This is a genomic window from Bacillus sp. EB01, assembly GCF_000613125.1.
Taxonomy (GTDB): Bacteria; Bacillota; Bacilli; order Bacillales; family Cytobacillaceae; genus Bacillus_D.
The window spans coordinates 3,004,881-3,028,948 of sequence record NZ_HG964497.1; the positions used below are offsets into that span (position 1 = coordinate 3,004,881).

Here is a 24,068-nt window from a genome sequence, read left to right on the forward strand (position 1 = left end):
CGATTCCGTATCGATATGAGCATTTAGACATTTACTGGGAATTTTTCTATTTTCAACTACACTTCCTCTACCCAACTATGAATCGAAAACCCGGCGATTCACCACAACCTTAAGCACAGGCAATTCTTTGGCCTGTACATCAATTCACTTTTCTAGCAGCTTGACACGCCTACATACATGGATGCATAATTAATAAAATACTTAATTAAGGAGATGCTTAATTGACTAAAAAGGACACACTTAGCCTCATATTCACTGCACTCGCCGATCCGACGCGCCGAAAAATTTTGACCAGATTGGCTCAGAGTGAGGCGACAGTTAAAGAGGTCTCCGAGCCCTTCGAGATAAGCGCACCCGCGATATCCCAGCACATCAAAGTGCTTGAGCGAGCAGGGTTGGTCGAACGCACATCAAAAGGACAGTGGCGGACCCTGACGATACGTACCGAGCCTCTAAATGAGGCATCTGCCTGGGTAGAGAAACACCGTAGCGAGTGGAACCAGCGCTTCGACACACTGGAAGAGCACCTCAATACCATGACCAAAAAGGAGGAACAATGAACATGAATACATCCGCACCGGAGTTTACTATCACCCGAATTTTAAATGCCCGCCGCGATCTCGTGTGGCGCGCCTGGACTGAGGAGAAGCAACTTGCTGCCTGGTTACCTTCGACACCCTTGGAGTCAATCACCTTCGACGTCTGCAAAGGTGGACTCTATCGCTACACAATGGTTAACACCGAAACTGGTGAGGAGTTTCATACCGGAGGTACGTTTCTCGACGTCGTACCTTTCGAACGGCTCGTCTTCACCTGGGGTTACCCCGATGCACCCATTGAGAACTCCCCGGTTGTGACCCTAACACTAACTGAACTTGGCGACCGCACCAAGATGATCTTTCACCTGCGCGGATTCGCTGGTCATCCTGGCGATCAGTACGTGTACGACGGCTGGTCTGATGCGTTTGACGATTTAACAAAGAACCTGCATGACCAGAAGTGGTAAATGTTGTTTTATTCATTCAAATTATTTAAATTAAAAAGACTGTCAACATCCGCTGTTGACAGTCTTTTACTACCAGCAATTATCTTTCTGCTTCTTTGTTAAGTAATTCAGCCATTTCCAGCCTGCGTTCTTTGTCCAGCAAATATTCTTCTTCGGCTATGATCTTTAACAATTGCCGTTTGCGTTCAGAATCTATTACTTTTGCAAGGATTTTCGTCCTGCATTCATCTAGGAATTCGAGATAGTTTATGTACTGATCGTCATACTTTTCTTCCAATTCTTTGCGAATTTTCTTCGCAAGAGTCGGGCTTGCCCCGGAAGTGGACACAGCCAGGTTCAGCTTTCCCCTTCTGACTACGGAAGGTACGTGAAAATCGGAGGCAGCCGGATTATCCGCGATCGTGACAAGCTGATGCGGACCGGCAGCTTCTTTCACTTCAAGGTTTGTTTCCCTGTCATTGGTGGCAGCAATTATCAGAAGTGCCCCTTCCACATCCTCAGGGGAAAAGGACTTTTTTCTCCACTGAATTTTCCCATTCTCAGCCATCGTCACCAACTCTGAAGTTAATTCAGGACTGACTACGGTCACAATCGCACCTGCCTCTACCAGGCCTGCCGTCTTTCGAGCTGACACCTTGCCGCCGCCCACCACAACCGTGTTTCGGCCTTTTAATTCAAGAAAAATTGGATATAGCAAACAGGTCACCCCTTTATTTGCTGGCTTCTTTTAGCTTCGTCAAGCCGTTCATTAAGCACGAGCATTAGCCGATCATCAAATCCCGTCGGCTCACAAAAGATAACCTCACTGCCTGGGTATAAAGATGCAGCTAACGAAGCTCTTTCTTCTATTTTATCAGTAAATCTTCCTGTAAAAAGTAGAAAAGGAACAAGATATATTTTAGTACGGCTTTTTTTCAATATACCCTGCATTTTAACGTTAAAATATGGCTCTGACACAATAAAGCCTGTATCTACCGTTGAAGCAATCCTGCTGCCAAGCTGTTCGGCGATGCGGTCAAATTCCGCAGCTGCTTCCTTGTCACGGCTCCCATGTCCGATTAGAAGGACAGTTTCCTCCTTATTGTTGGTGAATCCTTTTTCTTCGAGCCTATCGATCGGGATTTCAGTGATTTTTTCATGAGCACCGATTGGCTTTCCGTATTTTATCTTTATGTGCGGATAGGCTTTTTTCACTTCAGAAAGCTCGGCAGGTATATCAATATTGGCATGAATTCCTGGTAAAAGCAGAACCGGAACGACGGTCAAGCAGTCGGCTCCCTGTTGAATGCAATTTTCAGCCGCTTCAAAAATGGAAGGTCTGGCATTTTCCAGAAATCCATATTCTTTTATCGGTTCATCGGCCAGTTTCATCGTATCCTTGATAAACGAAGCAAACTTTTCATTGCCCTGTTGAGTACGGCTGCCGTGGCCAATATAAAGGATTGCTTCCATATAGGTTCCTCCCTTCGATAAAACAGAAGGAAGCACAGCGATTGTGCTTCCCGAAGCATCGGGATTCTATATCCCATTCACGCTATTCCGAAGGCTTTCCACTAAAGCAGATTTCGTCGGTTCGGCTGGCACCACATTAGGTTTTAGTCCATATTCCTTCAGTGCACCTGTCGTTTTTTCACCAAGCACCACAAGTTCAGCTCTATGGAGTAGGTCCGCTGGGATCACGCCAATCTCGATTCCGTGTTCCATTACAACCCGTACTGAAGCTGCAGAAGGAAAGATGACTGTATTAACCTCTGCTTCGTCTATCATTCTCGTAAAAATTTGCATATGGTTCCAATCTATTTCCTTTTTGCTTGTGATGAACTGATCGCCATCTTTGTATTCCGGACGGCCCATAATTGAACTGTCCCCCACAACCAGGAGACGGCCGGATGTACTCATCTTGGACTCAAGTTCGGCGATAAATCCCCGCTTATTCAGTGCGGCTAACGACTTCATTGAACACCCGAACAGTTCTGCTTTTAACCGCCGAATATCAATCTTTTCTCCTATTAAAATCTCAAAGAACTCACTAACACTTTCCGGGGAAGTGAACAAAATCCGCTCATAGTCGGAAATAGAACCCAGAATGTCTTTGTCCGGCTCCACTCGGCTTCGCTTCCACTTCGGAAATTCGATAACATCGGCACCATTGCTGGAAAGTTCTTTTGCCAGTGCACTTTCCTCTGTCCCTGTTCGCGCCAATAGTACTTGCCTACCGAATATAGGTTTCTTCTCAAACCAATTCAGTTTTTTTCTAAGCGAGACGATCTCTCCAACCAATGTGATTGCGGGATTGGAAAATTTCTCAGCACTTGCCTTTTCGGCAATATCGGACAACGTTCCCTCGAGAGTCTTCTGGCGCCCGAACGTTCCCCACTGGATCAGGATGACCGGGGTTGCCGCTGATTTCCCGTGCTTCACGAGGTTTTCACATATGAATGGAAGGTTTGAGATTCCCATATAAAAGGCGATTGTATCAATACCGGAGGCGAGACTCTTCCAATCAAGGTCTGGATGGCCGTCCTTTGATTTGTCATGCGCCGTCACGACTGCAAAAGACTCCCCGAATTCCCGGTGGGTGACAGGTATGCCTGCATAAACCGGTGCAGCAATACCGGATGAGATTCCAGGTACGATGTCATAGGAAATGCCATGCTCAGCCAGGGCTTCTGCTTCCTCGCCGACCCTGGCGAACACTCCGGGATCACCGCCCTTGAGGCGGATAACCGTTTTGCCTTCAAGCGCTTTTTCCACAAGCAGGCTGTTGATTATTTCCTGGCGGAGCACATGGCGATCGGGCAATTTGCCGCAATAAATGAGTTCACAGTCTGCCGGAGCGAACTCGAGAAGCTTGGGGTTTGCCAGCCTATCATAAAGGATAACCTCTGCTCCTTTAATTGCTTCAAGTCCCTTGACTGTAATTAGCCCCGTGTCGCCAGGTCCTGCTCCCACTAAAAACACTTTTCCTTTCTTCATCATACCGTCATCCCTCCGGGTGCTGTTTAAATGCACCTATAAATCTATATATACCTGTTCTCGGTCTCTTACAATCGTAAACGTTTTTACCTGGCCCTCGTCAGGTGCCTGAACTTTTCCGTCGACAAGCGAGATTTTCCAGTCGTATACCGGGCAAAAAACAAACTCACCGCTAACCAGGCCATCCGCAAGAGTGCCGCCTTTTGGGTGCGGGCTGCGGTTCTCAACTGCCCTGACTTCTCCGTTTGATAACCGGAATAACACGATTTCTTCCCCGTCTATTTTGAATACCTGGCCAATCCTTTCAGGCAGGCTTGTATAATCTGCAACTTTAACCTTCGCCATGTTTGCATCTCCTTTCATGAATGCCGGCCGCAGGATCATCCGCATTCCCGCGGCCTTGCTCTATTGTCTACACCTCTACTGGAACAGATCGCTTCTGATAGTAATTTTCCTGAATTTCGTTTGATTCGATTGCTTCCTGCCAAGGTTCGTTGTAGCGTTCAAGCGTTTTGTCGAGACGCTCGTTAAGGGCTTTTCTAGTCGCTTCATCTGCTAGTACTTCCTTGATGTGATCCAGTCCGACGCGCTCCACCCACTTCGAAGTCCTTTCAAGGTAAACCGCTGTTTCACGGTAATACTGCATGAATGCCCCGATCAATTCGATTACTTCTTCTTTTGTTTTTACGGTATCAAGTAAGTCGCCCGCGCGCAGGTCTGTACCTCCATTGCCGCCAACATAAATTTCCCAGCCGCCATCGATTCCGACAATTCCGAAGTCCTTAATTCCTGCTTCAGCACAGTTCCTTGGACAAGCGGATACACCCATTTTCGTTTTATGAGGAGTATCGAGTCTCTCAAACTTCTTCTCAAGCTCGATGCCGAGTCCCATTGAATCCTGTGTTCCGTAGCGGCAGAATTTCGCGCCAACACATGTCTTTACGGTACGAAGCGTTTTTCCGTACGCATAACCCGAAGGCATTCCGAGCTCTTCCCATACTGCAGGTAAATCCTCTTTATTCAATCCGAACAACCCAATCCGCTGTCCGCCAGTCAGCTTCACGAGCGGAACATCGTACTTTTCGGCAACTTCGGCAATCTTCTTCAAATCCTGTGCTGTCGTTACGCCGCCATACATCCTTGGAACAACGGAGTAAGTGCCGTCTTTCTGGATGTTGGCGTGCATTTTTTCGTTCACAAGGCGGGAATTGCGGTCATCTTTGTACTGCTCCTGATTGATCATTCCAAGATAATAGTTCAGAGCCGGACGGCATTTTGAGCAGCCTTCTTCAGCTTTCCAGTCAAGGACATTCATGACTTCCCTGACACTTGTCAAACCTTTTCCCCTGATTTCAGCGACAACTTCATCGCGGCTCAAAGTGGTGCAAGTGCACATACCGGATTTTTTCGCTGTTTTGTCATACTGGTCACCAAGTGTATAGGCAAGGATTTCAGAAATAAGTCCTTTGCATCGTCCACAGGAACGGCCGGCATTAGTACAGCCGCCAACTTCGTCAACAGTCGTCAGGCTATTTTCCTTTATTGCGCCAACGATTGTTCCTTTTGTTACACCGTTACAGCCGCAGACAAGTTCATCGTCAGCCATTGCCGCAACATCACTTCCTGCTCCAGCACCGCCACCGCAGCAGCCTGATTCAAGGATATTTACACTCGTCATGCCGCTGACATCTTCTTTTTTCAGCATCATTCGGAACAGCCTTGAGCTATCTTTTGTATCACCATAAAGTACAATCCCGGCAACACGGTTGTCGCGGATGACAATTTTTTTATAAACACCATCAAATTCATTGTGGACTTTGATTGCTTTTAGTCCCGGTCCATCCTCTATCTCGCCTGCCGAAAACAGGTCAACACCTGAGACTTTCAAACCTGTTCCGACAACTGATCCTTCATACGGCTTCGTGTCTGAACCACAAATATCTGCAGCGAGAACTTTCGCCTGTTCATAAAGCGGTGCCACTAGTCCGTAGACAATCTCACGGTGCTCGGCACATTCGCCGACGGCACGGATGGATGGAATACTCGTCTGCATGAAATCATCGACAACAATCCCGCGGTTCACGTAAATTCCTGCTTCTTTTGCCAGCTGTACATTCGGCTTGATGCCAACAGCCATAACGACAAGATCAGCATCTATCTCGGAGCCATCCTTGAACCGAAGACCTGTAACGCGCTCATCACCAAGAATCTCGGATGTTGCTTTTTCCATCAGGAAGTTCATGCCCTGTGCTTCAAGCTCTGCCCTTAGCATGTCAGATGACGCAGGATCCAACTGCCTTTCCATAAGGTGCGGCATGAGATGGATGACACCCACTTCCATCCCTAGGTTCAAGAGTCCCCTTGCAGCTTCAAGTCCAAGGAGCCCGCCGCCAATGACAGCAGCTTTGCGGTATGTTCCCGCTGCTTTAATCATGGTTTCGGTATCCTGGGGATATCACGGAACCCGGTTACACCTTGCTTGTCGGATCCCGGTATTGGCAGGATAAAAGAACTGGAGCCGGTCGCGATGATAAGTTCGTCGTATTCACCTGTACGCCCCTTCTCGGATACAACAGTTTTTTTATCTGAATCTATTTTTACAATCGCTTCGCCTGTAAAAAGTTCGATGTTGTTATGTTTATACCAGTCCCAGCTGTTCATAATGATATCGTCAACCGTTGTATCACCCTGGAGCACAGTCGACAGCTGGATACGGTTATAGTTAGGGTGTGGCTCATTGCCAAATATAATGATGTCAAATTGTGCAGGGTTCAGTTTAAGAATCTCTTCAATTGTCCTGACACCGGCCATTCCATTTCCGATCATGACTAATTTTTTCTTGTCCATGTTTAGGGACCTCCTATTCTTGCAAAGCGAGTTTTTCTCACAGTTGAGTTTTCATTGTTTTCTCTATGGTTATATTGTAAATGCGTATTTCCATTAAATTTGAGGCCTATTTTACAAATCTATGAATTTCGTAACCTATTTCACAGATATGTCAAAAGTTAATGCCCCCTCCCAAACTTCAGCAAAAAGTTCGATGTTGTTTTGTTTATACCTGTTCCAGCTGTACCTGATGATATCGTCATTGGATATCTATGAGCACATTTTCCACTTCTATGGGCACTATTCGAATTTCTATGAGCACTTTTTGCATTCTATGGGCACATATTGAAAATCTATGAGTAACTGAAACCGGCCGTTCCACTTCCGATCATGACTATTTTTTTGTCCATGTTTAGGGACCTCCTATTCCTTGATACCAGGTTTTTAAAGCCGCTAAGTTTAAATTGTTTTCCTTATGTTTATATTGTAATTTCATTTTAAAAATAAGTTTGTGACTTATTTCACAAATTAATAAAGTTTGTTAAAGTTTTCACAATTAAGGTCTAGTTTTAATTTAAAATCTCAACAAAAAAGTATAATCGACAAATAGTGACTAGATTCTGTAATATATAAGAAAAAAGTATATACCTTTGGAAAGGAGTGAAAGGCCATGTCCGAATGTCATCCGCTCTTTGGCAAACATTTAGATACTACTGAATATGATCCAGATAAATTATTAGATTTATTTCTAACTAGTACAGTTGACGGTGTTGCCATAGTGGACATGGAAGGCCGGTTCTTACGAGTAAATCCTATGTATTCATCGATCTTTGGCTACAGTCAGGATGAATTATTGGGGCGAAAGTATGAAGAGTTCAGTAACTTGGAAAAGGTTAGATACTTTGTGGAACAGGTTAAGGCTGGGAACACCTTCTCTAATTTGAACCTTCAATATTATCATAAACACGGAAAAACCCTTGATATAGCAGTCTCTTATTCCCCCTTTCGGAACACTGAGGGAGAAATCATTGCAATGATTGGTATTTTCCGGGATATTACGCAGCATAAGAATTTGGAAAGGGAATTGAAGAAGAGCCGGGAGCTTTATAGGCTTATTACAGAAAATACAACTGATTTAATTAATATTGTATCTAATACAAAAGACAGGACGATTATTTACGCGTCGCCCTCCCATGAGAAGATATTTGGGCTGTCTCCTTCCGATATAATCGGAAGAAGTATATCAGAATTTATTTCAGAAAAAGAATCAAAAATGTTAATAAGGAAAATAGTTCAGTGGAAAATTACCGGTAAGCCAATCCTTTTTGCAAGGGAAATAAACTCGCCAGAAGGTGAAACACTATACTTTGAATATAATATCTCACCTATTTTTAATGAGCGGGGTGATATTGATTCGTACATAACAGTTGCTCGTGATATTACTGAACGTGTTAAAAATGAGTCCGCTATTCGTAATCTGGATAGGCTTTCGATCATTGGCCAGTTGGCAGCGGGAGTAGCTCATGAAATCAGGAACCCCCTTACCTCGCTGAAGGGTTTTTCAAAACTGCTGTCCAAAAACACAGACATGGAGAAACAGGGGCAGTATCTTGACATTATTCGTGGCGAACTCGACCGGATTGATATGATTGTCAATGAATTCATGTCGCTGGCTAAACCGCAGGCTGTACAATACGTTAAGGCAGGAATCACATCAATAATACAAAGTACGATAAACATTCTGCTGCCGCAGGCTATTCTTCATAACGTCGAAATAAAGACAAAATTCCCATCCAGGGATATTGAACTTCTTTGCAGCCCGAACCAGCTTAAGCAGGTTTTTGTTAATTTCCTAAAAAATGCAATAGAGGCAATGCCCAACGGAGGCAATGTTTATATAGAGGTAGAGTATCTAAAACCCTCGTTGGTCAAAATAACATTCACAGATGAAGGCATAGGGATTGATCCGGAAATTGTCGGCTATCTTGGCACGCCATTTTACACAACAAAAGATAAAGGAATTGGGCTCGGTCTGACAGTAAGCAATAAAATTATCCAGGAACACAATGGAGAGATGAAAATTGAAAGCCAAGCTGGCATTGGGACAACCATCAGCATAGAACTGGAATGCCTGGAAAAAAATTAGGCGCATGGAGAACCATGCGCCTAGTGGTTTTGAGTTCCGTCAATGAGGTAGTCTTTATTCAACAACCCGCTCCGTAAGTGGAATTAGAAAACATATTATTGACAGCTTGACACTACATTGTAATGGTCAAAACCTATTGTCCATTATATATGTCGTTTATTAATAAAGGCCCGAATGCGGAACACTTCAGAAAAATCATCCCCTCTTTTTCGGGGATCATGGACACATAAACTGGAACACAAAAAGAGCCTGCCGACATTGCAGCAGACTCTTGATTATTAGTCAGCTTGACTGGGTTTTCCCTTTAGAAAAGCTTCTTTTCCCCTGCAGAAAGTTAATTGTACTTCCAGATTTTCATCTACAATAACAAAATCGGCGTCCTTGCCGGGGGCAATGCTACCTTTCCGATGGAAGATATTTAACTGCCTGGCTGGATTTTCACTGGCCATTTTTACAGCTTCCTGAAGAGTAACACCAGAGAATTCAATTACATTCTTAAGGGAATGATTCATTCTTAAGATGCTCCCTGCGAGTGTGCCGTTTGACAAAAGCGCTCTCCCATCCTCAACGAAGACTTCCTGGCCGCCAAGATCGTATTGTCCGTCCTTCAAACATTTCGCGCGCATTGCGTCTGTTATCAAAATGGTACCGTCTACGCCTTTAGCCCTAATGGCAAGCTTTACCGACTCAGGTGCTGAGTGGACACCATCCACAATCATTTCCATCTTTAATTGTTCTAGCAAAAGTGCTGCCCCGACAACCCCCGGCTCCCGATGATGCAAACCTCGCATCCCGTTGTAAAGGTGGGTAACATGTCTAGCCCCTGCCTCAACAGCTTCCATGCATTTACTGTAGGTCGCATCCGAGTGTCCTATCGAAGCGACAACCCCTTGATCAGCAAGATGCCGGATTAACTCAAGTCCCCCTTTTTGTTCCGGGGCCAAGGTAACCAGCCTTATGGAATGTCCGGAACCTTTCTGCCATTCCTCGAACAATTCAATAGTAGGCTGAACTATGTATTTTTCCGGCTGAGCACCCTTTGTAACTGGATTGATAAAGGGCCCCTCAAGATGGATTCCTAAAATCTCTGCTTTGCCAGGTGTATTGTACGTTTCCATATAGGCAGCAGCATTCTGAAGTGCGTGGCAGATTTCCCCTTTTTCTTGAGTAATGGTTGTTGCTAGGAAGCTGGTCGTACCTTCGGCAGGAAGAATACCCGCAATGGTTTCCAACGCCTGGAGTGTTCCGTCCATCGTGTCGGCCCCACCAGCGCCATGGATGTGGAGATCAATAAATCCGGGAAGCACGGCGTGTCCGCTTTTAAGTTCAATGACACTTGTATCCGGGTCAACTTGAGGCAAATCATCTGCATTTCCAACGGACGCAATAAGTCCGTCTTGAATCAAAATATAGCCATCCGGGATGATTGTATCCTCAACCACTACTTTCCCATGAAGCAGCAGGACTTTATCACTCATCTTTCACTTCCCCTTCCTTCCTGAATGCTTTTAGAACTTGAATGTTATGTATCGAATACGACCTGTCTGCTGAATAAACAAGGCAACTGTATTACTGCATTTTCAAATAAATCATAGCATAAAGACGCTGGAAGAAATACATGGCTCCAGCGTCTTTACTATTTCGGTACTTTTAGAACATTTTAATCAGTTGCCAATCGCAGTTACCCTGTTCACAAGGGTAGAAGGGTCAATTTCCTTTTGGCTCTTTAGATATGACAGGAATGCCCAATGATCTACTTCTGTTCTGACAGGGTTGGCATATCCTTTAAATGTTGGGTATCCATCGTTACCTCGAATTAAGTAGGCAAGAGCGGCAACGCGGTAAGATTTATCAGGATCCAATACTTTGCCATTGATGATGATACTTCCTGTTTCCACCCGCTGGCCTACCGGTTTTGAAGCATCAAACGTGTATCGGACGTTATGGGATACTGCAAGCGGCGAGAACTTGACCGTCCCATTCGCCTGTGTAACCCACTGTTCTTCAAGGATCTGGTCAATCTGGCGTCCAGTCAGCGTTACAACGACAACCGGATTAGCATAGCCATGTGCGTTCCATTGTTCACTGAATAGTACTTTTCCATCACTGTCTACTTCATTGCTGCCTTTTTTGTACCAAAGGTCTCCTCTATTCGGGCTGCTAGCCGTCAATGCAAATTCAGCTGGCTGGGCAGCCTTCTTTCCTGCGGCATAATGTGCATCTGCCGCCAGATTCGCCAGGGTGCTTTCACCATTCGCATTGCGTGCGCGGGTAATATCTCCGGTTATGTTTACCACATGCTCTGCTGCCCTTTGCTTTCCGCGCTCTACCCAATAGGATACCATACGTGCGATATCCGCATCAGGTTCAATATCCCTTGTAACAGGATGGTTGGTTGAAGTTGTTTTTTCCCTGACAGCTTCTTTTGTTTCTGGATCGATATAAAGATTAAATTCACTTATCAATCTGCCATGATTACTTCCTTCAATCACAGGACGCGGGTTGCCATCAGGATCGTCTATGAAGCAATTAAATGCCGCATGCCAATGGCCAGTAAAAATTGCATCGATTTCAGATGACGCGGCTTTCGCAAAATCGATGACAGGCCCCCTAGGATTCAAACATGTGTTGTAATTTCCTGCACCGTCCTGGGTGCCGCCTTCATGGATAACCGCAACTATCGTTTCAACACCCTGTGCTTTTAGTTCTGCTGTATATGTTTCTGCTGCTTCAACAAGAGGATCGGCTATCAATGCGCCTTCTTGATAGGAGGTTGTACCAAGAATTGTTTCCACCGTAGTTAGTCCGATAAAGCCGACCGGGAGATTTCCGCCTTTTCCGTCAGGAATATATTTGATTGTATATGGCTTCATGATTAGTTGGCCCGATTTGGCATCGCGGATGTTCGCACTGAGATGATCGAATGCCGCCCCAGCGAATTGATTGCCATCGGAGTCCTCGAAACAGCTATCGACTCCACGCTTACCGAAGCATTTACCCCTTGAAATATACTTGGTAAGATAATCGGCTGTTTCATCCAATTCATGATTTCCGGCAGCAGTCATTTCAATTCCAAGCTTATTCAGCAATTCTATCGTAGGTTCATCCCTGAAGGCCGCCACTTCAAACGGCCAGCCGCTGAAATTGTCCCCTACAGAGAGCCGGATGGAATTGCTGTGCCCTTTTTCAAGTTTGTTTAAATGGGCTGCCATATAGGCAGCTCCGCCTACTGTCAATCTCCCATCAGGTGAAGGTATCGTTCCGTTACTAGTATCATTCAGTGCCTGTATGTACCCATGGAAGTCGGTAATTCCCAGCAACTGAAGATTCACAAGACCGTCTGGATTTTCTCCTTCAGCTTTGGCAGAAGGCCCCTGCAGCGGCACAAAAATGGAAATCAGCAAAATGGCAGTCAGGCATACGTATTTAACTCTTGATAAAGTAGTCTTCAAACATACTCCTCCTTGGAATTGAAAGTTTGCTCTCATCCTTTTCCTTTGTCCAATGCCATCCCTACAGTACAATGGTTTCAAAACGTTTATTTTCCGCAGATTCCTTAGCCTTTAGACACATCAGGGCGCTAAGGATCCCTGACTCAAGTGGCGCAATCGACTCAGCACGGTTTTCCATCATATGAATAAAATTTCGGGCAAGCCTGGCATCACCTCCAAAATGATTTGTATTTCCTGTATCGATTTCGTGGGTTTCGATCCGGTTCGTGTGATGCATGAATACCTTGATGATGCTTGTATAAAAATCGAATTCGATTGTCCCACTGTACCCAATCAATCTGGCACCACGGGCTTTCGCACCTTTTCGCGCATAAAAATTTTGTGAATATACAGCATGCATCCCTGTTTCATATTGAATCAAGGCACTTGCTGAATCATGGTTGCCAGTGTCTGTGGCAAAACAGCAATATTCACCGTGAACTTCCTCATTATTGAGTCTTTTCAAAACCGAACTTTCCTCACAAACGAGCTGTTCCTCACAATTGATGCACATCAGCCCGGCTTGTTTATCCCCTTTAAAAACCTGTTTGGATTCCATTGCTGAAATAGTAACCGGCATCGAGCCAGCCAAAAAATTAAGATAATCAAAATCATGGGTAGCTTTCTGCAGAAAAAGCCCGCCAGTTTCCGCTTCATCCCTGTACCAGTTCTGATAATAGACCCCGCCATAGGGCACATTATTTATCGCCTGGATATGTTCGACCGTTCCAATTTGGCCTGAGTCAATGATTGCCTTCACTTGCTGGACAATATCCGTGAACCTTAACGGAAACGAGACGATAACGGGCGAAGCAGAATTATTGTAGCCTTTTTTTAACCGCAACAAGTCTTCCATATTCATCGCAACCGGCTTTTCAAGAAAGAGTGGTATGGCCGTCGGGAACACTTTTAATGCCATCTCGGTGTGAAGAGAACACCTCGTTCCAATAACAATTCCATCCAGATGTTCCTTACCAAGCATTTCTTCCACGGTTTCATAGAAATTCACCCGGCTGCCACTCTCTTCCAGCTGTTTCTTGATTGTTTCATGATTGGGATCCGCAATTGCCTTGATTTGGCAGGATGGTTCGGCTTTTATTAGTTCTCTGACAACATGGCTGGCACGCAGCCCGTAGCCGATTATTCCGAGTTTCATATAATCCTCCTGTAAAAAAGCCAAATTCTAAAGCTATGGCTGAAGATTTTCCTCCAGGCTCCGCAATACTGTGCAGGCGGCGCCAAAAAGGCCAGATTTGTTTTTTAAGAGGCTTGGTTCCAGCCTTTCGTGCCAATCCTGGTGAAGAGCATGATGGCACAGTGAAATATAATGCTTTTTTACTAATTCGTAAAAATTGGGCTGGTTGTTTATGACACCGCCGCCCAAAACAATCCTTGCCGGATCAAGGAGGGCAGAAACATGAAAAATCGCATTGGCAATCTCAGATGCTTTTTTATCAAAATAAGCATCTAAACAGCTGTCACCTTGGTTCCATTGTTCAAAAGCATCTTGTAAAGATTTACAGCCATATTCTTTAGCAGTTTCTCTCTCCATGGCCGATCCTGAAGCCGAAGTTTCAAGGGTCCCCCCATTAACCGGGAAAAAGCCTATTTCTCCTGCCATCCCGCATCCCTTGAGGGGTTTCCCGTCCAACAGTATGGAAGCACCTATGCCTGTGCTGACAGTAACATATACAAACAGCCCTGTATGGAAGTTCCGGATTTCAGCTTCACCAACAGCTGCCGCCCTAACGTCATGTTCAAAACCAACCACAGCAGTGGGAAATTCATTTTTCAACAAATCACCTAAATAAAAATTTCGCCAGGGTAAATTGTTCGAGTAAATGGCAATCCCCTCTGTCATATCAACCTGTCCCGGGATAGCAACGCCCATGTTGTCTAACTGATTTTTCATAAGCCCCGATTTGTTTAGAACTTGATAAATGGATGCGAGCAAAGATGAGTACATTGTCTCTTCCGTGGCACAGTTGCTCTTTTCAACATGCTCGGCAACCCACATCTTGTTTTCATTCAGTATTCCAGTGGCAATTTTCGTTCCGCCAATATCAACCGACAGTGTATATCCCACCTGATCCCCTCCACTTTGTTTACAGCTGGATTTGTACAACCTGGGTAAGATTTCTCGGCTTGTCAGGATCCAGTCCAAGGGCGAGAGCTTTGTAGTAGGCAAGGAGCTGGAGTTGCGGCATGAAGGCTGCTGCCAAGTCATCCGATGGTTCCAATGAAGGGATTGGGACGTTGATATCTCCCGCCAGGCCAGTACCTTCTTTGCCAAGAACTACAACTGTCCCTCCTTTTCCTTGTATATCAGCAATAAGGCTCTCATCATATTCCAAGGTAGAATCGGAACTCAGGAGTACAGCTACAGTCACGTTGTCAACAATCGATATCGGGCCATGACGAAACTCAAGGTTCGAATAGCTTTCGCATTCTGTTTGGGTCATTTCCTTAAGCTTCAAGGTTGCTTCCTTTGCCAGACCGTTAAACACACCAGCCCCGAGGAAGATGAACCTTTTAAACTTATCATTTTCAGCAAGGAGACGCAGTTGGTCCTTATCAGCAAGAACACTGCCAGCCAATGCAGGCATGCTTCCCAGTATGGACATCTTTTCCTTACTACCGGAAACCAAAGCGGCATATAGTTGCAAAGAAAAAAGCATATTAGAGAACGATTGCGTCATAACAACACTTTTTTCATTAATAAAATCCAGTTCAATCGCTGCTTCTGCGAAAGCGGTTATCTGGCTCCCTTTATTGCACGTTACGGCCAAGGTTTTAATGTTCTCGCTTCCATTTACATGCTTGAGAGCTTTGACAACCTCGGATGTGGTACCTGAGCGGGAAATCGCGACCAGCCTGTAGAAAGAGTCCTTAGAAAATACCGTATCAGGATCCATAAATATTTCTGAAGCCGGAACTGCCATAGCTGTTTTTCCTGTGACTTTTTGAAAGTATTTTGCAGCCGCATGTGCAAGGTAAAAGGAAGTACCGCACCCTGTAAAAACGTGGATTTCGTTATCCTTCATCACTTGCGGGGTAAATTTCTCCATTAACTCATAAGTTTTTAGTAAAGCTTCGCCCTGGCTAGTAATTTCTTTCCATGTATAATTACTCATGACCTCACCTCTGCTAATTTTTGTGTTTCTACACTTGCTGCAAAAACCATGTAATCGTCCAGATCAATACGTCCAGCCCTTTGCTGCAGTGCATTGGCCATTCCCGCTGCCATTCCACTCCTAAGGCATTGCTCCGTATTGCCATTCCGGGCCAGATTATAACCAATCCCTGCAAAAGTGGCATCGCCGCTGCCCACAGTGTTCAATGGGATTATCGGAGGAAGCTTCGCCCGGAAAACACCCTCACAGGAAACACCAATTGCTCCTTCCTTTCCCAAAGAAACAAAAACATGGTTTATCCCGCTTTTGTATAACTTTACAGCCTCATGGATGATTTCATCTTCATCCTTAAGCACCTTTCCACAAAACTCATTCAGCTCCGCAATATTTGGTTTAATGAAACTCGGCTTGCTCTTCAGGCCTTCTTTGAAAGCCAAGCCGCTCGTATCAAGACCAACTGTTTTTCCTTGAGCTTTAATCACCTCTACCAAATCCCGATATGAACCATGCTCCAATCCTGCAGGCAGGCTTCCGGATATAAGAACCATTTCGCACTCTGAAACAAGCGTTTTAAAGCCGGAGAGGAAATTAGCCCACTCTTCCCTGCTTACTTCAATCCCCTGTTCCAAAATCTCTGTTTCCCGATTTGACTCTTCATCAATGATATTCAGGCAGGTGCGTGTTTCTCCATCAATTTCAAACCATCTCTGGCCAATATTGAATCCACCAAGAAGCCTCTGCAGTTCCTTGCCTGTATCGCCACCTACAAACCCGGTGACATTCACCTCTTTGCCAAGGGACGAAAGGACTTTTGCCACATTTACACCCTTACCTCCAGGCTCGGCTGCCTGCTTCAATACCCTGTTCGTACCGCCAAGACTAAATCCAGGGATCCAGTAGGTTTTATCGATAGCGGCATTAAGTGTTACAGTCAGGATCATTTCACGGCAACCCTTGATGAAGAGCCTAGCAATTCAATCTTCTTCTCGACAATGTCGGCTACAGCCTCCATTGCTGGAACGAAATACTTGCGAGGGTCACTTTCGTTCGGATGTACGTCAAAGAATCCTTTTAACGCAGTGGCAAAAGCCACCTTCAATTCAGTGGAAAAATTGACTTTCGCAACACCATAAGACAATGCTTTGATAACATCATGTTCTGGAACGCCGGAAGCACCATGCATGACAATTGGCAAAGAGACAAGCTCTTTGATTTCCCCAAGCAAGCCAAAGTTCAACTCGGGGTCTTTTTTATATAGCCCGTGCGCTGTACCGAAAGCTGGGGCGAAAAAGTCAATTCCGGTCTGTTCCGCAAAGATTTTTGCTGACTGTGGATCCGTCATCATAGCATTGGCCTCATCTACATCGAGGTCATCCTCAACCCCGCCAATTGTACCAAGCTCCGCTTCCACCGGGACTCCCATTGGACGGGCCGCGTTGACAACACTTCTTACGAGATTGATATTTTCTTCGAATGGAAGATGGGAGCCATCAATCATAATGGACGTATATCCTGCCCGGAGGCACTTCATTGCTGTTTCAAAAGAATCACCATGATCAAGATGAAGCGCGACCGGAATAGCCACTTTTTCAGCAGTTGCTTTAACCATGCTAACGGTTCTTTCTAATCCAAGATAGTTGATTGTGCCTGGTGTGGTTTGAATAATAATCGGCGCGCCCAACCGGTTTGCCCTATCACAGACAGCTTTTAAGATTTCAAGGTTGTGTGCCGCAAAAGCCCCAACCGCATAATTGTTCTGATACGCGTCGTAAATAATTTCCCTGCTTGATACTAAAGCCATGTTTTTCCCCGCCTCTTAAAAAAAGTGTTGTTGGGTTGATGGGTCAAGTACACTTGAAACAGAGCTTAAATCAGCTCTGTGTAAAACCTGCAGCGGTCACCGCGGACAATTGATTTACAATATTCCACCGGCTGACCTTTTTCATTGTATGCAATCCTTTCGAGCAATAATGCCGGATTGCCTTCTTTCACTCCTAGTTGAATCGCTTCATAATCCAGTATCAGTACAGGCTCGAACGTTTCTTTCGCCGATGTTACCTGGACGCCGAAATCTGCTGTCAGGACGTCGTATAAAGGAACGCTGCCTACCTTTTTTATTTTTGATAAATCATCTACAATCGCCTTTGGAAGAAAAGAAGATTCAAGAATGATTGGTTCATCATTAGCACAGCGAAGCCTTTTTAATAAAACAACAGGCTCGTCTTTATTAATTTTTAGCGCGTTGGCAATTTTCTGGCTTGCCTTACCCTCGCTTATTTCAAGGATAATATCCTTCGGTTTCAGGCCTTTCTCTTTCAATACCTGGCTAAAGCTGTAAAACCCTGACAAGGATTGTTCGATTTTCGGTTTATTAACAAAGGTCCCGGTCCCTTGTACACGATACAGCACGCCTTCTTTCACCAAATCGTCGATTGCCCTTATCACTGTATTGCGGCTGACATTATATTGGTCCACCAGCTGATGCTCTGAAGGGATTTTATCCCCCGGTTTCCAGGTGTGGTTTTCAATGTTTTCCAAAATAATTTCCTTTAACTGATGATAAAGCGGCACAAAGCTGCTTGAATCCAACATCTTCATGTTCCTCTTCCTTTCCAAAGCCTAAAAAACTATCCATTAACTTTATAGTAATACTATTGGCTCTCTGCCGCTATTTTATTGTTGAACATAACTCCAATTATTCGGTTGAGTTCTTCCCTTTTGATTAGAATCCAGTCATTCTCCCTCGGAAATTCTGAAAAGGTTAATGGTTTTTCTAACCCTTCTTCAATAAATCGAATGACTTCTTCCCTGCCTATTACCGATTCAAGCAGTTGAAGAGCACGCAAGTCCTGAAGCGCCTCATAAAGCACTTCCATCCTGACCGATTCAATCGGACCAGTTTCCCCAGGATAGACAAGAAAGGCATCCCCAGATGGAAAGCTATAACCTGCGTCCGTGTTCCTGAATGGGTCAATTTTAGCTTTTGATAATTTCGTGAACCAGAAATTATAACCCCAGTGAAGAAAGCCGGCAATACCGAACTTATAAAGCTGAAAACCGATGATTCTATTCCTTGATGAAGGGAAGTTAAAGAACCGGTTGGAAACATCCTTTGTTTGCAAGCAGCAATAATACGTCCACAAATTTGGCACTTCATTCATAATGAACGGGTCAATATGGTCATTCGAAGGAATCGGGTTTTGGACGAGACCTTTCTCATAAAATTGATAATCTGAAAGCGCATCAATAACCGGATATTCGTTTACATACTGATTTACGAGTTGGCTTGCCTTTGAATAAGATTCCAGGTGCTCCAAACTCGGTTCATCTGACACATGGAAATAAACGCATTCTTCCAACCCGCGACTTTTGATATACTTTTTCAATTCAGGGAAAAACTGCGCCAGGAAGGCTTTGTATTCATTCCCTGCAGCATCAGTTTCCCATCCGAAAATCCTTTTTTGTTCACCATTTTCAGTGGCAATAATTTTTGGTGCGCTTTTTGCTCCCCACTGAGTAAAAAAATGGGCAAATTCAAAGTACTTAATCCCTTTTCTTTTGCAAAGCTCAACCCAGCGATCGACTTTTTCAAAAGAAAAGGAATAGTTCTCCCCTTCCTTTCGTACATCCACAAGCTGCACAGTCGGACGTTCAGACCCCACTGCCGTATCAAGCGGCGGTGTGAACAAAGGGGTCAAAATCATGTTTATTCCATGCCGTCCAGCAGTCTCCACGTAACTTTCGATCAATTCCCAATGTTCTTCACTGAACACATTGACATTGTACTGAAGCGCAAGGCAATCTGTGTGGAACCATTCTGTATGAATCAGCTTCTGTTCAGGAAGTAGCTGAGGAAAAATCGTCAGCTTAAATTCCTCCGTCCCGAGCACCTCGCCTTCCTGATTTACGAATCGTACCGTTATCGGGTGGAGGCCAGCAACTGATTTCCCTTCAAGATGAATAGTTATCCATACCGACCGCCATTGGTTTGGGAATGCTATTACCCCTTCTTCAGTTAACGGAAGAAGCGGGTCTGGGTAGAGTCCGGGTGTCGATCTGAGAATCCACTCATCCGGGTCTTCATAACAAGGAAGTTCCGACGGCACCAGGCCAACTACCCTCCGTTCCAAGCTGTCTAGTAGTTGTGTTTCAATCTCAATACCAATATCCTTGATCATTTTTCCTTTCGCTCGGTATGCAACCTGAAAGGAAAAGGTTTCATTTGATAAGGCTGAACCCTTTTTATAAGGTGTAGCTCTAAGGTCCTGATCAGGAAACACTTTAATTAAAGAATGTATGCACCTAGTTTCAATCACCCATGAATCCATTCAGTCTCCTCCAACCGTAGAAAATACCTGTTGTTCGCTTCTGCAATTAGCCCTTTGATCCGGAGAAGGATAAACCTTCAATAAAGTGCTTCTGCAGGATGATAAATATGACGATGACAGGCAATAAGGCCAGAACAGCTCCAGCCATCAGGATTGGATAGTCAGTCGTATGCTGGCCCCTTAAAAAAGCCAACCCTGCTGACAATGGCATTTTCTCGAGCGAGTTATTTACTATCAACGGCCACATCAACGATTTCCAACTGAATAAAATGGACGTAATGGAAAGTGCAATCAATCCTGGCTTTGCAAGCGGAAGCATAATCTTCCAGTATGTCTGAAAAGGATTGCAGCCGTCTATTCTCGCCGCTTCTTCAAGTTCCTTTGGCAGACTCATAAAAAATTGCCTCATTAAAAATGTTCCAAATGCACTGAACACCCCTGGGACAATCAATACATGCAGGCTATCGAGCCAGCCCAGCTTTTCCATCAGGAGGAACTGTGGGATTAGGAAGGCTTGGGACGGGATCATCAGGACTGATAAAAATAAGACAAATAACACATCCCTTCCAGGAAATTCAATCCTGGCAAAAGCATATCCCGCCATAGAACAAAAAATGAGCTGTCCAATCACAATACCCGCAGTCATCAAAAGGGTATTAACATAGAATTGGGCGAAAGGCAATGAAGAGAAAATGTCGCTATAATTGCTCCACTGCATTTCATTTGGAAAAATCACCGGTGGAACTCTTGTTGACTCTGACATTGTCTTGAAAGAAGTGAGAACCATCCATATAAATGGTGCCATCATCACTAAAGCGCCAAATGACAAGAGAAGGTGGATTGATACTTTTTTCAATCTAGTGTAGGCCGCGGTTTTAGCATTCATCCAAATCATACTCCCTTCTTCTTATTCATAATGGACCCATTTTTTCTGCAGTTTGACCTGGATCAGGGTTATGATAAAGATAATCAAGAAAATGAAGCATGCAATGGCCGATGCGTATCCTTTGTTGTTCGCCTCGAATGCCTGCTCAAAAAACAGGACAACCAACGTCCGAGTCTGCCCTTGCACCGGGCTCGTCGGCTCGATCATCATGAAGACGAGGTCGAACACCTGCAGCGCATCAATGAGTGATATGATAGCAACAAAAAATATCGTCGGCGTTAATAGCGGAAGTGTAATTTTAAAGAACTTCCGGAATACTCCCGCGCCATCAATAGAAGCTGCCTCATATAGAGTTTGCGGTATCCCCTGCAGTCCTGAAAGAAAAAAGATGGTGTAATACCCGACATGCATCCAGACACTTACGACAACAATTGAAAATAAAGCTGTATCCGGATTTGTAAGCCAGTTTGTGCCATCAATCGAGAACAAGCCAAGGATATAATTTATTAAGCCGTACTTGTCTGCATATAGCCATTTCCAAACCATCGCGATTGCAGCTGGTATTGTCACGACTGGCAAAAAATAAATCGTCCGGTAAAAGGAGAGTCCTTTAATTTTTTGATTAAGGAACACAGCAATAACAATGGCAATCGAAATACTGACTGGCACAGAAACAACTGTATAGGTAAAGGTGTTTTTTAACGTGTTAAGTAACTCAGCGTCCTGAAGCATTCTCTCATAATTGGCCAATCCATCCCATTCGTAGTTACCAAACGCTTGCCATTTTGTAAAACTTAAATAAAACGTGTGGAAGCTGGGCCAAATGTAGAGAGCTAATAGGCCAATTAAGGTAGGGGCAATCATGAAATATCCCCATATCCAATCATTTCGCTTGAGTTTGCTCTTTTTTTGGACGAATGTATTGACCGGAAGACTGGTTGAAGGTACTTTCATTGGTCCATTAATGTTCAATCCCTACCACCTCAAAAGGAAATCGGGTCCCCCTCAATTGAATAGGGGGCCCGTTAATTTAATGAGAAAGCCGAGGCTTACTCTTCGGCCAATACCTCGTTCATTTTATCCGCTAAAGCCTTTGCCGCTGTTGCTACATCCTGTTCACCTGTCCATGCTTTAGAGAGATAATCTCCCTCAACACCCTGCCATGCAGGTGTATTTTTGGAAGAAGGATAAGGGACCGCATATTCCAGGCTATCGATAAATACTTGCAGGTTCATTTCCGGGATGGATTTCACCCACGCTTCTTCTGTTCCTACATAGGCTGGAGTGAAGGCACCACTTTCAGAGAATAGTTGGTTGGCTTCCTCCGTCCCAAGGTATTCAAGGAACTTCCACGCTTCTTCCTTATGCTTTGTATTTGCTGAGATAGCATGGGACAAGCCGTGTACAATTGTTGCGCGCTGTTTTCCCTGAGGTAGTTCTGCAACATCAACGTTCCCTTTAAGCGTTTCGTTTGCCGCAAACGGACCCGCCATCCAGGAACCGTCCCAAAGCATCGCGACTTTCTCTGATTCAAACAGGGAACGCGGCTCATTGTCCGTCATGGTTTCCAAAGTCGGTGATACTTTATGAACATGAATTAAATCTGTCCAGAATTTCAGCCCTTCAATTGTTCCAGCATCATCAAAATGAGATTTCTTCAAATCATCGGAAATGACTTTTCCGCCTGCCTGATAGATCGTATTGTAGTAATTTGATTGGTTATTAAGCTTCGCTGCGATTCCATATACATCCTTATCCACGTTCGTCAGCTTCTTTGCAGCTTCAATCATGTCGTTCCAATCCCATGTATTATCGGGATATTTTACGCCCGCTGCATCAAAGAGCTTTTTGTTATAAAAAAGAGCTGTAGTTGCAATATCCTTAGGAATTCCGTACTGTTTTCCATCATAGTTGTACAGTGTATTCATTGATTCAGGGAAATTATTGAGATCGACTTTACTATCTTTAATCAAATCATCAAGCGGCAAAAGGATGCCATTTGAAGCGTATTTAACGAAGTTCGGGCCGTTCATCCAGAATACATCCGGAAGAACACTCCCTGTGGCTGCTGTTTCAAGTTTTGTCCAGTATTGATCCCAAGGAGTCACCTGCATTTTTACTTTAATGTTTGGATTGGCTTCCTGGAACTTTTTAATAACAGGTTCATACGATTTGGCCTGAGCATCATCCCAAAGCCCGACGGTTATTTCAACCTTTCCATCTTTTCCTTTTTTCCCACTGGCTGTGTCCGAACCTGTAGATGAACATGCAGTCATGACTAATACAAAGAGCGCAACAAAAATAGCAAGTACTTTTCTCATCCAAATCCCCCTATTTAGTAGATTGACAGAGTTCTAAACTAAAAGTATGTAACTTCTCTCCTGATTGGAAAGTTATTACATAGTTAAGCGCTTACAAATAGAATAATACCATTGACAGGTTGATGGGTCAACTGGATTTTCTGAATTATATTAAGCTTTTTTTCGACATGGACGAATTTGATTGATACTACTCCTCCAATTTCACTCATGGTAATTACTAATAGATCGGATAAATTACATATTAAAAAAAGAGCCTGCCGGGAATACCCAGCAGGCTCTTAATTATTAATAATAAACTTTAATCTTTACTGTCTTCTTTCCCCACTGAAGAGCTTTTTTCTTATCAGATATGAAGACATCAATTTTGTTTCCGCGCATTGCAGATCCTTTATCGCCCGCAATGGCTTCGCCGTATCCTGGTACATATACTTTTGAACCGAGAGGGATTATCTTAGGGTCAACCGAAATTACTTTCGCTTTCGGATTCTTCTTCAGATTAATGCCTGTGTAAGTAATGCCGCTGCAGCCTTTGCAGCTGGCTGTGTAGGCTGTTGCCTTTACAGTAATTTCTTTAAATCGCTTATGTGACGAAGCTGGTTTGGCAGCTGGCTTTTTCGCAGCCGGCTTTTTTACTGCTGGCTTTTTCGCTGCTGCTTTTGTGCCTGTTAGTTTTAATACCTGATTCGGGTGGATTATGTCTGATTTTAATTTGTTCCAAGATTTTAATTGATTGACAGTTACCTTTTTTTTCTTGGCGATACCCCAAAGGCTGTCACCTTTTTGCACCTTATATGTAGTTCCAGCGGCTAAAGAAGCATTCGAAAAACTGAAAAGTACTACAATGGCTGTAACAATACTAATTATCGTCTTTTTCAAGTTCTAGTCCCCTTTTCCTACTTTTGCTAAAAACATCATAGCAACTCAATGTAACAGCCAGATTACAACAGGAAGCTA

The 24,068-nt window shown here is 44.3% G+C and carries 20 protein-coding genes and 1 pseudogene; 3 read left to right on the forward strand and 18 right to left on the reverse strand.

Going from position 1 to position 24,068, the window contains the following annotated elements; all coding sequences use genetic code 11:
* Positions 1-221: 221 nt before the first annotated feature.
* Both TY16_RS13745 and TY16_RS13750 read left to right on the forward strand, forming a co-directional pair.
* Complete coding sequence (locus TY16_RS13745; protein ID WP_043932460.1) at positions 222-560, forward strand: ArsR/SmtB family transcription factor; 339 nt, start codon at positions 222-224, stop codon at positions 558-560.
* Positions 557-1,006: an SRPBCC family protein gene (locus TY16_RS13750; protein WP_043932461.1), complete on the forward strand. Its 450-nt coding sequence runs from the start codon at positions 557-559 to the stop codon at positions 1,004-1,006. The genes TY16_RS13745 and TY16_RS13750 overlap by 4 nt, the downstream gene beginning before the upstream one ends.
* A gap of 79 nt (positions 1,007-1,085) precedes the next feature.
* Here TY16_RS13750 and TY16_RS13755 read toward each other — a convergent pair whose 3' ends face one another.
* The 5 genes and pseudogenes from TY16_RS13755 to nirB form a co-directional block, all read right to left on the reverse strand.
* Positions 1,086-1,712 (reverse strand): NAD(P)-binding protein, encoded by a 627-nt coding sequence (locus TY16_RS13755; RefSeq protein WP_155922250.1) that lies wholly within the window; start codon positions 1,710-1,712, stop codon positions 1,086-1,088.
* The gene (locus TY16_RS13760; RefSeq protein ID WP_052342728.1) at positions 1,709-2,458 is read right to left on the reverse strand and encodes a sirohydrochlorin chelatase; all 750 of its coding nucleotides are present in this window, start codon (positions 2,456-2,458) and stop codon (positions 1,709-1,711) included. Before TY16_RS13760 ends, TY16_RS13755 begins: the two co-directional genes overlap by 4 nt.
* A gap of 66 nt (positions 2,459-2,524) precedes the next feature.
* Entirely contained in the window at positions 2,525-3,985 is a 1,461-nt protein-coding gene (gene cobA / locus TY16_RS13765) for a uroporphyrinogen-III C-methyltransferase (protein WP_231505614.1), read from the reverse strand.
* Positions 3,986-4,018: 33 nt separating this feature from the next.
* Positions 4,019-4,327 (reverse strand): nitrite reductase small subunit NirD, encoded by a 309-nt coding sequence (gene nirD, locus TY16_RS13770; RefSeq protein ID WP_231505615.1) that lies wholly within the window; start codon positions 4,325-4,327, stop codon positions 4,019-4,021.
* Between the two features lie 67 nt (positions 4,328-4,394).
* Positions 4,395-6,829, reverse strand: a pseudogene (gene nirB, locus TY16_RS13775) (nitrite reductase large subunit NirB).
* A gap of 649 nt (positions 6,830-7,478) precedes the next feature.
* Between nirB and TY16_RS13780 the strand changes: the two are divergent.
* On the forward strand, positions 7,479-8,954 hold the full coding sequence (locus tag TY16_RS13780) for a PAS domain-containing sensor histidine kinase (RefSeq protein WP_043932463.1): 1,476 nt from the start codon (positions 7,479-7,481) through the stop codon (positions 8,952-8,954).
* 278 nt (positions 8,955-9,232) lie between these two features.
* Here TY16_RS13780 and nagA read toward each other — a convergent pair whose 3' ends face one another.
* The 13 genes from nagA to TY16_RS13845 form a co-directional block, all read right to left on the reverse strand.
* Positions 9,233-10,432, reverse strand: a complete 1,200-nt coding sequence (nagA, locus tag TY16_RS13785; protein ID WP_043932464.1) for an N-acetylglucosamine-6-phosphate deacetylase — start codon at positions 10,430-10,432, stop codon at positions 9,233-9,235.
* A 186-nt stretch (positions 10,433-10,618) separates the two neighbouring features.
* Positions 10,619-12,406: a bifunctional metallophosphatase/5'-nucleotidase gene (locus tag TY16_RS13790; protein WP_052342729.1), complete on the reverse strand. Its 1,788-nt coding sequence runs from the start codon at positions 12,404-12,406 to the stop codon at positions 10,619-10,621.
* A gap of 61 nt (positions 12,407-12,467) precedes the next feature.
* Positions 12,468-13,601 carry a Gfo/Idh/MocA family protein gene (locus tag TY16_RS13795; RefSeq protein ID WP_043932465.1) on the reverse strand — a complete coding sequence of 378 codons (1,134 nt, stop codon included), beginning with the start codon at positions 13,599-13,601 and terminating at the stop codon, positions 12,468-12,470.
* A 33-nt stretch (positions 13,602-13,634) separates the two neighbouring features.
* On the reverse strand, positions 13,635-14,531 hold the full coding sequence (locus TY16_RS13800) for an ROK family protein (protein WP_043932466.1): 897 nt from the start codon (positions 14,529-14,531) through the stop codon (positions 13,635-13,637).
* Positions 14,532-14,550: 19 nt separating this feature from the next.
* Positions 14,551-15,579 (reverse strand): SIS domain-containing protein, encoded by a 1,029-nt coding sequence (locus tag TY16_RS13805; protein WP_043932467.1) that lies wholly within the window; start codon positions 15,577-15,579, stop codon positions 14,551-14,553.
* Positions 15,576-16,520, reverse strand: coding sequence for a 1-phosphofructokinase family hexose kinase (locus TY16_RS13810; RefSeq protein ID WP_043932468.1), 945 nt, complete (start codon positions 16,518-16,520; stop codon positions 15,576-15,578). Before TY16_RS13810 ends, TY16_RS13805 begins: the two co-directional genes overlap by 4 nt.
* Positions 16,517-17,380 (reverse strand): class II fructose-bisphosphate aldolase, encoded by an 864-nt coding sequence (locus TY16_RS13815; RefSeq protein ID WP_043932469.1) that lies wholly within the window; start codon positions 17,378-17,380, stop codon positions 16,517-16,519. The genes TY16_RS13810 and TY16_RS13815 overlap by 4 nt, the downstream gene beginning before the upstream one ends.
* Before the next feature lie 65 nt (positions 17,381-17,445).
* The gene (locus TY16_RS13820; RefSeq protein WP_043932470.1) at positions 17,446-18,177 is read right to left on the reverse strand and encodes a GntR family transcriptional regulator; all 732 of its coding nucleotides are present in this window, start codon (positions 18,175-18,177) and stop codon (positions 17,446-17,448) included.
* 53 nt (positions 18,178-18,230) lie between these two features.
* The gene (locus TY16_RS13825) at positions 18,231-19,907 is read right to left on the reverse strand and encodes a DUF4091 domain-containing protein (RefSeq protein WP_043932471.1); all 1,677 of its coding nucleotides are present in this window, start codon (positions 19,905-19,907) and stop codon (positions 18,231-18,233) included.
* Positions 19,908-19,953: 46 nt separating this feature from the next.
* Complete coding sequence (locus tag TY16_RS13830; protein WP_043932472.1) at positions 19,954-20,793, reverse strand: carbohydrate ABC transporter permease; 840 nt, start codon at positions 20,791-20,793, stop codon at positions 19,954-19,956.
* A gap of 21 nt (positions 20,794-20,814) precedes the next feature.
* The gene (locus tag TY16_RS13835; protein ID WP_043934736.1) at positions 20,815-21,747 is read right to left on the reverse strand and encodes a carbohydrate ABC transporter permease; all 933 of its coding nucleotides are present in this window, start codon (positions 21,745-21,747) and stop codon (positions 20,815-20,817) included.
* Between the two features lie 95 nt (positions 21,748-21,842).
* Entirely contained in the window at positions 21,843-23,114 is a 1,272-nt protein-coding gene (locus TY16_RS13840) for an ABC transporter substrate-binding protein (protein WP_043932473.1), read from the reverse strand.
* 285 nt (positions 23,115-23,399) lie between these two features.
* Positions 23,400-23,990 carry a 3D domain-containing protein gene (locus TY16_RS13845; protein WP_043932474.1) on the reverse strand — a complete coding sequence of 197 codons (591 nt, stop codon included), beginning with the start codon at positions 23,988-23,990 and terminating at the stop codon, positions 23,400-23,402.
* Positions 23,991-24,068: the final 78 nt, after the last annotated feature.